Source organism: Corynebacterium sp. H127 (genome assembly GCF_037482665.1).
Classification (GTDB): domain Bacteria; phylum Actinomycetota; class Actinomycetes; order Mycobacteriales; family Mycobacteriaceae; genus Corynebacterium.
On record NZ_JBBHKY010000018.1, the window covers coordinates 1 to 10,967 of the forward strand.

At 57.1% G+C, this 10,967-nt stretch carries 11 protein-coding genes, 2 tRNA genes and 1 pseudogene; 7 read left to right on the top strand and 7 right to left on the bottom strand.

The window, feature by feature from the left end:
• On the top strand, positions 1 to 698 hold a 698-nt coding region (locus tag WG936_RS11960; RefSeq protein ID WP_339573035.1), incomplete at its 5' end, for an IS3 family transposase.
• A gap of 66 nt (positions 699 to 764) precedes the next feature.
• On the opposite strand, the gene WG936_RS11965 is transcribed toward WG936_RS11960, so the two are convergent.
• Positions 765 to 1,715 carry an alpha/beta fold hydrolase gene (locus WG936_RS11965; RefSeq protein ID WP_339565215.1) on the bottom strand — a complete coding sequence of 317 codons (951 nt, stop codon included), beginning with the start codon at positions 1,713 to 1,715 and terminating at the stop codon, positions 765 to 767.
• Positions 1,716 to 1,776: 61 nt separating this feature from the next.
• Between WG936_RS11965 and WG936_RS11970 the strand changes: the two genes are divergently transcribed.
• On the top strand, positions 1,777 to 2,037 hold the full coding sequence (locus WG936_RS11970; RefSeq protein ID WP_339573036.1) for an acyl carrier protein: 261 nt from the start codon (positions 1,777 to 1,779) through the stop codon (positions 2,035 to 2,037).
• Here the strand turns inward: WG936_RS11970 and WG936_RS11975 are convergent.
• The 4 genes from WG936_RS11975 to WG936_RS11990 all read right to left on the bottom strand — a co-directional run bounded on the left by WG936_RS11975 (position 2,034) and on the right by WG936_RS11990 (position 4,858).
• On the bottom strand, positions 2,034 to 2,354 hold the full coding sequence (locus tag WG936_RS11975; protein WP_339565217.1) for a hypothetical protein: 321 nt from the start codon (positions 2,352 to 2,354) through the stop codon (positions 2,034 to 2,036). The genes WG936_RS11970 and WG936_RS11975 overlap by 4 nt on opposite strands.
• A gap of 183 nt (positions 2,355 to 2,537) precedes the next feature.
• Positions 2,538 to 3,335, bottom strand: a complete 798-nt coding sequence (locus tag WG936_RS11980) for a serine hydrolase domain-containing protein (RefSeq protein ID WP_339565218.1) — start codon at positions 3,333 to 3,335, stop codon at positions 2,538 to 2,540.
• 11 nt (positions 3,336 to 3,346) lie between these two features.
• Complete coding sequence (locus tag WG936_RS11985) at positions 3,347 to 4,621, bottom strand: dicarboxylate/amino acid:cation symporter (protein ID WP_339573037.1); 1,275 nt, start codon at positions 4,619 to 4,621, stop codon at positions 3,347 to 3,349.
• A 160-nt stretch (positions 4,622 to 4,781) separates the two neighbouring features.
• Positions 4,782 to 4,858 (bottom strand) — tRNA-Ile (locus tag WG936_RS11990).
• A gap of 164 nt (positions 4,859 to 5,022) precedes the next feature.
• On the opposite strand from WG936_RS11990, the gene WG936_RS11995 reads away from it, so the two are divergent.
• The 3 genes from WG936_RS11995 (at position 5,023) to WG936_RS12005 (ending at position 8,089) form a co-directional block, all read left to right on the top strand.
• Positions 5,023 to 5,095: transfer RNA gene (locus tag WG936_RS11995), tRNA-Asn, on the top strand.
• Positions 5,096 to 5,363: 268 nt separating this feature from the next.
• Complete coding sequence (locus tag WG936_RS12000) at positions 5,364 to 7,679, top strand: nitric-oxide reductase large subunit (RefSeq protein WP_339573038.1); 2,316 nt, start codon at positions 5,364 to 5,366, stop codon at positions 7,677 to 7,679.
• 167 nt (positions 7,680 to 7,846) lie between these two features.
• Positions 7,847 to 8,089, top strand: coding sequence for a hypothetical protein (locus WG936_RS12005; RefSeq protein ID WP_339565221.1), 243 nt, complete (start codon positions 7,847 to 7,849; stop codon positions 8,087 to 8,089).
• Positions 8,090 to 8,104: 15 nt separating this feature from the next.
• Here the strand turns inward: WG936_RS12005 and dnaG are convergent, their stop codons facing one another.
• On the bottom strand, positions 8,105 to 9,991 hold the full coding sequence (gene dnaG, locus WG936_RS12010; RefSeq protein ID WP_339573039.1) for a DNA primase: 1,887 nt from the start codon (positions 9,989 to 9,991) through the stop codon (positions 8,105 to 8,107).
• A 38-nt stretch (positions 9,992 to 10,029) separates the two neighbouring features.
• Here dnaG and WG936_RS12015 point away from each other — a divergent pair, with 38 nt between their 5' ends.
• Together WG936_RS12015 and WG936_RS12020 are read left to right on the top strand one after the other, a co-directional pair.
• A complete protein-coding gene (locus WG936_RS12015) occupies positions 10,030 to 10,530 on the top strand; it encodes a ribonuclease domain-containing protein (protein ID WP_339573040.1) in 501 nt (166 codons plus the stop codon).
• Complete coding sequence (locus tag WG936_RS12020; RefSeq protein WP_339565224.1) at positions 10,520 to 10,762, top strand: hypothetical protein; 243 nt, start codon at positions 10,520 to 10,522, stop codon at positions 10,760 to 10,762. The genes WG936_RS12015 and WG936_RS12020 overlap by 11 nt, the downstream gene beginning before the upstream one ends.
• An 85-nt stretch (positions 10,763 to 10,847) precedes the next feature.
• Here WG936_RS12020 and WG936_RS12025 read toward each other — a convergent pair.
• Positions 10,848 to 10,967, bottom strand: a pseudogene (locus WG936_RS12025) (IS30 family transposase); the annotation flags it as partial.

A 10,967-nucleotide genomic window follows, 5' to 3' on the forward strand; every position in this document is an offset into this window, starting at 1 on the left:
TGAACCGTCGTTATGGTTACCGGCGGGTGCACGCCCAGCTGCGCCGGGCAGGATGGGTCGTTAACCATAAGCTGGTCTACAAGCTCATGGACCAGCTCGGGTTGAAGTCAAAGGTCAGGATGAAGAAGAAGTACAACTCGTATAAAGACACGGTCAGTCACATTGCGAAGAATGTGCTGGATCGACACTTCACACCAGATACACCCAACATGGTGTGGGTCAGTGACATCACGGAGTTTCGTGTTGCTGGCACCAAGGTTTATCTGTCGCCGATCATGGATCTCTATGACCGGTCAATCCTGTCGTACAGCGTATCTACCTCACCAAATACAGCCTTGACATCACAGTCTCTGCGTGACGCCATCGCACAACAGTCACCAGGGCAAGGACTACTTGTACATACAGATCAAGGGTTTCAGTACCAGCATTCCAGCTGGCGTGGGCTCATCGCAAGCATCGGTGGAGTGCAGTCAATGTCAAGGAAAGGCAACTGCTATGACAATGCGGTGATGGAAAACCTCTTCGGGCACTTAAAGACTGAGATGTACCACGGTGAATCATTTACCAGCCTGCGGGAGTTCTACAAGGCAATCGATGACTACATCTACTGGTACAACCACGAACGACTCCAGAAACGACTCAAGGGTCTGACTCCGATGCACTACCGGAACCAGACCCTTGAACCCCTAACCGCCTAGAATTAAACCAGTCCAACTTTCGGGGGCCAGTTCAAAGCTGCCTCCGCGGGTGGTTTTCTTTAGCTTTTAGGCCAGGATCTCGTCCAGGGCCTGGTTGACCAGCTCGGGATCCTCCAAGATGAGCATGTGCCCGCAGCGATCCGTGCTGCGTAGTTCCGCTCGTGTCCATAGCTCCATGATCCGATTGCTTTGGGAAAGCGGTGTCACATGGTCATCATCGCCGACCAACACGAATCCAGGGATTGTGCTGAGGCGCTCCGCAGCACCCACCTCGGAATTTGTTTCCAGGTCATCGAAGTACCCCACGAAGGTAGCAAGTGGGGTCTCCTTGATCATGTCTGCGTGGAACTTCACTAGGTTGTACGGGGTGCTGAGGCGTTTAAACACGGTCGCTGCCAGAGCTGGAGCAAGTAGGTTAGCAATTTCACCCCGGAATTTATCCACCTCAGCCGGGGTATCCTCCATGGCGTTAAAGACCTTATCTGCCAGCTTGGTGGTCAGCAGGCGTGGCGAGCCTTGCGCGGAGAGAGATTCGATTGAGGTCGCGATCAGTAGCACACCGTGAATCCGCTCATATACCTCTGGTTGGCAACGCCTAATCAAGTTAAGTACCACGTGCCCGCCGAGAGAATGCCCCACCAAAATGATGGGGCCGGTTTTCGCGTAGGCCTCGATGACAGCGAGGACATCATCCGCTGCGCCGTCGATAGTGCACTGCTCTGGTGGTACTTCCCCTGTCTTGCCGTGCCCCCGCAAGTCCATGAGCACGCTTCTTACCTCAGGATGGTTGTCCAGCAAATGCTTGACCTGCAGGAAGTAGGAGTCAGCAGCGAGTGTGAAGCCGTGTACGAACACCACGGTGGCTCGCGGATGCTCTGGTCCCGCCACATAGCTGGCCACCTGGGTGCAGCTGACAGGCACGCTGCCGGGTTCGCAGAGTCCCTGCAAACCAGGAACATCAGATTTTGCGGGTATGATGCCGCGCGCAAACCGGGCCAAGAACTGGGGCATTGCCATGGGGTACTGCTTTCTATGGGTATTCTTGAGGAATCAATTTCTATGGCTAGAGGAGATCATCATGACCGAATCACAGCAGGATGCACAGAGCATCTTCACCGCGTTTCGAGACATCATCGTTGAAAGCACTGGCTACGATCCAGAAGAAATCACCTTGGACTCCGACATCGCGGGTGAGCTTGCCGTGGACTCCCTCTCTATTGTGGAAATTTCCGTTCGCGCCGAAGATTCCTTTGGCGTCCACATTGATGACGAAGCCGCCGCCAGTTTCCACACTGTTGGAGACGCTGTAACGTACATTCACAGCAAGCTCGCTTCCTAATCCACGATACTCAAGCGCAGTTCAAATCCCCAGGTTTGACGCAACTGTTCCAAGGCAGTGCCCAAATCTTCGATCTCGTGGGAATGGCCAGTGATCACTTGGCGAGTCCCCACCTTGGCAGGGCTGCTGGCAGAGCGTTCCCAGCGAGTAAACCAATCCACTGTCAGCGGGTCGGCACCTGGAATGTCCAACCCCGGCGGGCTTGGAATACAGTCAACCATGAGCTCTTCCACAACGGGGCGAAGCCGTCGTGGGAGTTCATCAATTGCGAGGACAGCCGTGCATGCGACGGCTTCCCTAGTCATAAAAGTTGTCACGGAGTTAGCCTTCAAGAATGTGGTGCGTAACTCGGCTTCTCCTGCCGAGCCAAGACGAGAACGTCTTCCCCAACGGACTCGATGCGCCTCTTGAACTGCGTTGTGCAACACCTGCATTCTTACGCACCACAAACACCAGCGACAACCCTAAAGTGCCGCTTGACTCCCCCATTTATTGAAGTTTTAGTTCAGGGTTAGCCACAACTTCTCATTGAAATCCGACCACAGGGGCTTGGCCCACTCGCCGAAGACGCGGTTCGTCAACACCACGCATCCCTGGTTTGTCTTCGGATGAATCCACAAGAAAGTCCCCGATTGCCCGAAGTGCCCAGCAATGTCCGCAGGCATTGTAGGCCCCGTCCAATGCGGCGACTTGGACCCCTTGAGTTCAAACCCAAGTCCCCACGGGCAGGGCACTTGGCGACCATACCCAGGGACGATTCCCGATAGTTCCGGGAAGTGCGGGCTCAGGGCGTCGTTAAGCGTAGTGGCGTGAATCAACTTTGGTTCCAACAGCTCTGCAATGAAGACCTGCAGGTCGCGCACCGTAGACTTTGCGCCATGCCCTGCCCACGCTGGCAACACAGTGTTAGTCATCCCGAGCGGCTGAAACACGGCTTCCTCGAGGTACTGGCCAAAGGGCATCTCCGCAAGCTTTTCGACGCCCTCCGCCAGAATCTCAAAACCCGCGGAAGAATAGATACGTCGATCCTCGGGTGCCCGTTCCACTTCATGCTTGGCAAAGGCGACCCCCGAGGCATGCGCCAGCAGATGCTCGACGGTGGCGGGCCACATGGGAGTGTCCAGCTCGAAAATGCCTTCTTCCAAGGCGATGAGAAACCCGTAGGCCGAGAGGAGTTTTGTCACACTGGCCAGCTCAAACACTCGATCAATGTCGCCGAAGGTATCCGAACTGCTGCCTACCATTCCAGCCGCAACGTCATCGACGGGCCAGTGCGCGAGTTCCTCAAAGACGTTCATGATCTAATAGTTTACTGCGCGTGGGCCGCGGCGGACGCGAAAATCCCCCGGTCCCAGATTCGCTCCCGCTTTGCGACGACCACCGGCACCAACGCCTGCCCCGTGACGTTTACCGCCGTGCGCCCCATATCCACGATCGGCTCGACTGCAAGCAGCAAGCCCACACCCTCCAAGGGGAGCCCCAAGGTGGACAGCGTCAGAGTCAACATGACCGTCGCACCGGTCGTGCCAGCAGTGGCGGCAGACCCGATGACGGACACGAATGCGATCAGCACATAGTCCGTCACGCTCAGCGGAATTCCATAGAACTGCGAGACAAAGATCGCGGCAACCGCAGGGTAGATCGATGCGCAGCCGTCCATCTTGGTGGTCGCACCGAGCGGCACCGCAAAGGAAGTGTACGAGCGAGGCACACCGAGTCCCTCTTCCGTGACACGCTGGGTAACCGGCATGACCCCCATGGAGGAACGAGTGACAAAACCAAGGCTCGTAACGGGCCATACCTTGCGGAAGAACTGCATAACACCGATCCCATGTAGCTTCAGCACCACCGGGTAGATCACGCCGATCACAATGGCCAAGCCTAGGTAGATGGCAAGCACAAACTTGCCGAGCGAGCCCAACGCATCCCAGCCATAAACAGCCACTGCCTTGCCGATAAGGGCCGCGGTACCAATGGGTGCGAGCCGGATAATCCACCACAAGACCTTCTGCACGATCTCGAGTAATGATGCCGCAAACTCGAGCACGGGCTCCGCCTTCTTACCCACCTGCACAGCAGCGATGCCGAAAGCAATGGAGAGCAGCAACAGTTGCAACACATTGAACCCCGGGGTCGCTGCATCTCCCTTCAGCGAAACAGTCAGCCCCATGATGTTGTTGGGCACCAACCCCTGCAGAAAGGCCCACCACGACCCCACGGTGCTGGGCGCCTGCGCGACGGTGGGATCGATGCTGGAATTCTTGCCAGGATTCACAAGCAATCCCACCCCGATTCCTGCAAGCACGGAAGCGAAAGCCGTAATGGCGAACCAAAGAATCGTTTGCCACGCAAGGCGCGCCGCGTTGGTTACCTCGCGCAAGTTGGCTATCGACGTCACAACCGCCGTAACAATGAGCGGCGGAATGAGCACCTTCAGCAAGCTGACATATGCGCCACCAACTTCTACCAGCCCCGTGGTCAACCAACTCCCCTCCCCCATTTCTCGGGCAATGAAGCCGAGGACGAGGCCGACGAGCAGACCGTAGATAATCTGTGCACCAAAACTGGCGAAACGCTTATTCATGCGTACTTCCCTAGCTCACAATAGACATATTGGTCTATAAAGTAGATTTTCTATTTTAGTGGAGATTACGCTGCTAGTTACGAATTGGCAAGCACACATCTAGACCATTCGGTCTATCGTTTCCAGACAAAGAAAAGGACCAGGCTGAAACCTGGTCCTTTGGTGGGGCCACCGGGGCTCGAACCCGGGACCAATGGATTATGAGTCCACGGCTCTAACCGACTGAGCTATAGCCCCAACTTCACAAGAAGCTAGCTCAGTATATCCAGCGGCCACCCACCCATAACAAATTGCCCCCAAACAGCCGTTCTACCTGCCGATTTGATTTGAAACAAGAGCCAGCTATATAGTTATGACTCGTTGCAAGGAACTGGACACAGTAACTAACAACACCAAAGCATTCCTCCATAGCTCAGTTGGCAGAGCATTCGACTGTTAATCGAAGGGTCACTGGTTCGAGCCCAGTTGGAGGAGCAAGAGAAAGGCCCGCTGGCAACAGCGGGCCTTTTTGCGTTCCCACTAAGTGACCCCTAACGCGCCCCACGATCATGATTTCACGATCATGATTTACAGGATCCCCCCCTATGCCGGATCCCCAAAAATTCAACCCCCACCTTGAAGATCATGGTCGCGAAATCATGATCGCCACGCCTCCCCTCGACCAAATTAAAGATGTATTTGAGATTCATGTTTTAATGGAATGGTTAAAACACTCACCCATTTTTGATTGGAGACACAGGCGATGGCAGTACAAGAAGCCACGCACGCCCCACAGCGAATGTCCCCACGAGACAAGCGATGGTGGACGGCACTAGCCGCGGTCATCATCGCTTCCTTCGTGGTACTGCTGTGGATGGGCCAGCAAATCAACGTCCACAAGCCACCAATCCCTGAAAAGGTCGAGACTTCTCAGGGCGAGGTGCTCGTCACCCACGACCAGATCATCAACGGTCAGCAAGTATGGCAGTCCATCGGCGGCCAGCAGGTCGGCTCGGTTTGGGGCCACGGAGCCTACGTGGCACCCGACTGGACCGCAGACTGGCTCCACCGCGAGGCCACCCACATTCTGGACACGTGGGCGCAGGCCGAAGGCGCCGATAGCTACGATGCTCTGGACGTCGAAAAGCAAGCCGCACTCAAGGCTCGCCTGAAGGCCCTCATGCGCACCAACGGCTACAACGCCGAGACCGGCACCATCGTGCTTTCCGACGCCCGCGTCGAGGCATTCGAGGCGAACAAGCAGTACTACGCTGACCTGTTCACCACCGGGCACGAGAACTACGCCATCCCCAAGGACTCCATCAAGGACGCGGGCGCTGCCCAGGACATGGCGGCCTTCTTCTGGTGGACCAGCTGGGCCGCCTCCACCAACGCTCCAGACAGCGAAGCCACCTACACGCAGAACTGGCCCCACGAACAGTTGATTGACAACGTGCCACCGCCGAGCAACATCCTGTGGAGCATCATCAGCTTCATCCTGCTGCTTGCCGGCATTGGTGGCCTCGTTTGGTACCAAGGCTGGAAGGGAGAAGAAAACGAAACGCCGGATGTCATTCCAGCAGAGGATCCACTGGTCGGTTTCGACCCAACGCCTTCGCAGCGCGCTACGCTCAAGTACTTCTTTGTGGTCGGCTTACTGTTTGTGTTGCAAATCGCCTGTGGCATCATTGCCGCCCACTACGGTGTGGAGGGAGGCGCGCTGTTCGGCATACCGATTGACAAGATCCTGCCGTACGCGGTGGTTCGAACTTGGCACACCCAGCTTGGCATCTTCTGGATCGCCACCGCATGGCTCGCCACTGGCCTGTACGTTGGCCCCGCAGTTGGCGGCAAGGAACCCAAGTTCCAACGGCTCGGCGTCAACGTCCTCTTCGGGGCCCTCCTCCTCGTTGTCCTAGGATCCATGGCCGGCGAATGGCTCTCCATCATGGGAAAGATGGGCTACGGCAACCCGATTAACTTCTGGCTGGGCACTCAAGGCTACGAATACGTGGATCTCGGTCGCGTATTCCAGATCGGCCTCTTCATTGGCCTCGCACTGTGGTTCATTTTGATGTGGCGCGCCCTGGCACCTGCCATCCGCAAGGCCAAGAACACCCCAGGAAAAATCGCCCCTACGCCGGAAGCCCCATTAGCGGCAGGCACGCAACGTTCCCTGACCGCAATGCTCCTCATGAGCTGTCTAGCAATTGCTGGCTTCTACGGCGCAGCCTTTGGCGTGAATCATGAAACGCACCTGTCCATCGCCGAATACTGGCGCTGGTGGGTCGTACACCTTTGGGTGGAAGGCTTCTTTGAGGTCTTCGCCACTACCGTTATCGCATTCCTCTTCGCCCGAATCGGCCTGGTGCGCCCCGCAGCTGCCACGACGTCGGTGATTGTTTCCACAACAATCTTCCTCTCCGGTGGCATCATCGGCACAGCCCATCACCTGTACTTCTCCGGCGCTCCGGCACACGTCATGGCGCTCGGAGCTGTATTTAGCGCCCTGGAGGTTGTCCCTCTTGCCCTAATCGGTGTGGAAGCCTTCCGCAACCTCAACCTGCTCAAGCTGCAGCCGTGGGTGGCAGGCTACAAGTGGGCGATCTACTTCTTCGTCTCAGTATCCTTCTGGAACATGCTCGGCGCCGGAGTCTTTGGTTTCCTCATCAACCCGCCGATCGCACTGTTCTACGTCCAAGGATTGAACCTCACGCCACTCCATGGTCACACCGCCCTATTCGGCGTATACGGCATGCTCGGGATCGGCCTGATGCTGTTCTGCGTGCGCTCGCTCATGCCCAACGCCCAGTGGGATGACCGGTGGCTGAAGTGGGGCTTTTGGGGGCTCAACGGCGGCCTGCTAGCTATGTCCTTCCTTTCCCTTTTGCCACTTGGTCTGGCGCAGGCATGGGCATCCATCGATACCGGCCTGTGGTACGCGCGCAGCGATGCGTTCCTCTATACGCCAGTGTTGACATTCATACGCTGGCTGCGGGTTCCCGGCGATGTCATCTTCGGAATCGGTTCGCTGGCCATCGGCGTCTTCATGGTGAGGTTAGTAACTCACAAGAAATAGCCGATGAAAGCGAGTTAGGAAAAGATCGCCGGGCCTGTGGCGATTTCGATCACGGGCCCGGCGGTTTGTTCCGTCTGGGCCATCGCTAGCCGCATAACGGCAAAACAATCATTATGACGCTAAAGTAGAGATCTACCGTCGTCGAGCAAAGAGGTGCGATAACCCCCATGATCCAATTAGTTGTTGGTGCAGCCGCTGGCTATGTCCTCGGAACTAAGGCTGGTCGCCGACGCTTCGAGCAGATCAAGAAGGGCTACGATCTAGCCGTGAACTCCCCAGCCTCTCAAGCTGCAATGAAGGCCACCCGACGCGCCATCGCAAACAAACTTGACCCCGAGCCACGCATGAAAGAGGTCAAGAATTTGCGTCGCGACGACGGCAGCCAAGTGCTCGAACCTGACCACGATTAACCCCACGATTTCGAGCTACTTAAACGCCCTGCGCAGCAGCTCTTTACGTGCCTGTTCCAGCGCCAGTAGATCAGCGAAGAGTGAGTTATAGGCTTCCTCATCGTCTGAGGGGCGCATGCGTTGCAGCTGCCCCTTGAGTTGCGCAATCTGATTACCGACGCGGACTTCTTGCAGCCTAGAAAGAACGCTGTCGGTATAGGCTTCGAGCTGTTCTTCCTCCACATTGATCGGCTCAACTGCTAGCTCGGTGAGCAGGGAGCGCAGCAGTAGATCAAGATGCTCGCCCACCGTTGGGAGCCATTCCCTTCCCAGCTCGAGCCCAGCAGCGGCTCCCCCCGCGGCAACAATCGCTGCGTTGATTTCGCGATACGCCTCGTTACGGAAAGAACTCTCAGACAGCCCATCGAAGTAGTCCCCAGCGTAGGCCGGATACTGCAACGCCAGCTTCAGTGATTCACGCTCTGGCCACAGCGAAGGATCTCGCGGGTTCGGTAATGGCCGAGCCGGTTCAGGTGCCACAGCGGCCGGCATATCGCGGCGCATCCGGCGCAGCTCTTTTTTGGGTTTCGGGTTAGAAACCGCATCGCGCACTTGCCGAACCACATCCATTGGTTCTGCCCATCCCACCCAGCCTGCTAGTTGTCGGGCATATTCATTGCGCAGGGTCTCGTCGCGAATGTCCGCGACCACGGGAACCGCACGGCGCAGCGCTTGGAGTCGGCCTTCCACCGTGTCGAGAGCAAATTCAGCGATGATCGCGCGCAGCACAAACTCGAACATTGGGATCCGCGACGCCACCAGTTCCCGCACTGCGGCTTCTCCCCGTGCAAGTCGGAGGTCGCAAGGATCCATGCCCTCTGGCGCAACGGCAACGAAAGACTGCCCGGTGAACTGCTGATCGCCTTCGAAGGCACGCATGGCGGCCTTTTGCCCTGCCTCGTCACCATCGAAGGTGTAAATCAACTCTCCGCGGAAGTAATTGTCATCGAGCATCAGTCGACGCAGCATCTGGAGGTGCTCCTCGCCGAAAGCGGTGCCACAGGAGGCCACCGCAGTGGTGATGCCAGCCGCGTGCATTGCCATCACATCGGTATAGCCTTCCACGACAACGGCCTGGTGTCTGGCTGCAATCTGCTTCTTGGCGAGGTCAAGACCAAAGAGCACCTTGGACTTGTTGTACAGCAAGGTGTCCTTGGTGTTCATGTACTTGCCGAGGTTATCGTCGTCGAAAAGCTTGCGGGCTCCGAAGCCGATCACATCTCCGGCCAGGTTCTTGATCGGCCACAGCAGCCTCCGGTGGAACTGGTCAATCGGCCCGCGTCGCCCCATTTTGGACAGCCCGGCAGCCTCAAGTTCCTCAAAGGTAAAATCCTTGCGGAGCATGTGTTTGGTCATGGTGTCCCAGCCGGCCGGCGCATATCCGCAGCCGAACTGATGCGCATGCTCTGCCGCAAAACCACGCTGCGCCAGGAATTCACGTGCTGGTGCCGCTTCTGGTGTTTCCAGCTGGGTCCGGTAAAACTCGTGGGCGTGACGGTTCGCCAGGACCAAGCGCTGGCGAGTGCCCGGCTCTTCTCGACGTCCCGGACCGCCGCCCTCGTAGTTGATGTGATACCCGATCTTGTCAGCGCAAATTTCCACCGCCTCGGGAAAGGTAATGTGCTCCATCTTCATCAGGAATGAGAACACGTCACCGCCCTCCCCCGAAGAGAAGCAGTGGAAGTAACCACGGTTTGGGCGCACGTGGAAAGACGGAGTTTTCTCATCCTTGAAAGGTGATAGCCCCTTCAGAGAATCTGCCCCGGCAGGTTTGAGCTGCACGTATTCCCCAACGATTTCCTCGATAGGTGTGCGTTCGCGGATAGCTTGAATGTCGCTCTCCGGGATCCTGCCTTTAGCCATGCTTACTACCATAGTGGGTTCATGAGAAGATGATCCTCATGGCATCTAAACCCAAAGCACTAGCGGGCATCGGCGGCGCGCTCGTCGTCCTAGCTGCCGCGTTCTTCGGACTTGATCTCGGCGACGGCGGTGGCACGAAATCTGCCACACAACCCACCGCCACCCCCACTGCGAAGGCTTCCCAAGCTCCTAAGCCTGCAGCCCCGAAAACTCCGGCTAAGAAGGCAGCCTCGGAAACAGCGGGCCAATGCCCCGTGGATACGCTGCCGGACCAGGTTGACCCCGTCATTGAGGGCATTGTGGCCGGCAAGCAACCGAAGTATCCGGACAATGACGGCGTCCGATTCGGAAACTACGAAGGCGTCCTTCCCAGACAAGACCGCAATTATTACCGTGAGTACACGGTGGACACCCCAGGCCTGAATCACCGCGGCGAACGCCGCATCATCACCGGCGGCGGCAGCAAAACCGACCCCGACGTGTGGTACTACACCGACAACCACTACGAGAGTTTCTGTGAGATCCCCGATGCCGAATAAGACATTGCTTATCGACGCCCGCCCGGCCACCAACCTCGCAGAGCTCTACGCGGCCCTCGCTGCAGGCATTAATTACCATCCGATCCCGCGAAACTTGGACGGGCTAGCTGATCTGCTGCGAGAAGCACGGTTGAATTGCCTAGTTCTCAGCCAATGTCGCCTGAGCATTGCAGACTATAAGAAGCTTGCCGATGTGTGCCAAGATCTCGGGATACGCGTGGCCACTGGCTAGGCCAGCTGCCTGCCTCCCCTGCGAACCCCTTTTGGCGAACTTCCCAGGTCAACACTAATGAACATCACTGACATCCAGGGCGGTGTCAAGCTGTGAATGCACCATTGAGTGTTTTCATCAGTATCTCACGAGGAGTGCACCCACCCAGCACGATTCGCGGAGTGTCATTGAGCTCATCTTGCACAAACTGGACATGCTCGGCAGT

Bases quoted from the DNA above. Each gene is read 5' to 3' on its own strand.
- WG936_RS12020 (WP_339565224.1), top strand. From the start codon at position 10,520: ATGCCGAATAAGACATTGCTTATCGACGCCCGCCCGGCCACCAACCTC.
- WG936_RS11965 (WP_339565215.1), bottom strand. From the start codon at position 1,715: ATGGCAATGCCCCAGTTCTTGGCCCGGTTTGCGCGCGGCATCATACCC.
- WG936_RS11970 (WP_339573036.1), top strand. From the start codon at position 1,777: ATGACCGAATCACAGCAGGATGCACAGAGCATCTTCACCGCGTTTCGA.
- WG936_RS12005 (WP_339565221.1), top strand. From the start codon at position 7,847: ATGATCCAATTAGTTGTTGGTGCAGCCGCTGGCTATGTCCTCGGAACT.
- dnaG (WP_339573039.1), bottom strand. From the start codon at position 9,991: ATGGCTAAAGGCAGGATCCCGGAGAGCGACATTCAAGCTATCCGCGAA.
- WG936_RS11980 (WP_339565218.1), bottom strand. From the start codon at position 3,335: ATGAACGTCTTTGAGGAACTCGCGCACTGGCCCGTCGATGACGTTGCG.
- WG936_RS11985 (WP_339573037.1), bottom strand. From the start codon at position 4,621: ATGAATAAGCGTTTCGCCAGTTTTGGTGCACAGATTATCTACGGTCTG.
- WG936_RS12000 (WP_339573038.1), top strand. From the start codon at position 5,364: ATGGCAGTACAAGAAGCCACGCACGCCCCACAGCGAATGTCCCCACGA.
- WG936_RS12015 (WP_339573040.1), top strand. From the start codon at position 10,030: ATGGCATCTAAACCCAAAGCACTAGCGGGCATCGGCGGCGCGCTCGTC.